Consider the following 297-nt stretch of genomic DNA (forward strand, 5'->3'; position numbering starts at 1 on the left):
CGGCAGGATAGCACTCAGTGCCTGCTCCAGACGCTGCCGGGTCGCAACGAATACGATGAAAAACCGCGCAGGCTGCAGCGCGTCCATTTGCAATAGACAGGGATGAGCGGCAGGTATATCCAGCAGCGCCAGCTGGGCTGCATCCGCGTGTAATACGACAGTCGGCGCCTGCTGTTTCCAGTTGAGTTTTTTCAGCAGCGTATGCATGCTTGTCCTTGTTGGCGAACGATATCAGCACTACAGTGCCATAGCACCCAAAAAAACACCAGCCCGTGAGCTGGTGTTTTGATTGGCTTT

General features: G+C 54.9%; 1 protein-coding gene. It reads right to left on the bottom strand.

The window, feature by feature from the left end; translation table 11 throughout:
• Positions 1-207 (bottom strand): hypothetical protein (locus tag KDM89_RS21590; protein WP_212689830.1); only part of this gene is annotated, 207 nt, incomplete at its 3' end.
• Positions 208-297 lie beyond the last annotated feature (90 nt).

Source organism: Cognatundibacterium luofuense (assembly GCF_018139685.1).
GTDB classification, from domain to species: domain Bacteria; phylum Pseudomonadota; class Gammaproteobacteria; order Burkholderiales; family Burkholderiaceae_D; genus Undibacterium; species Undibacterium luofuense.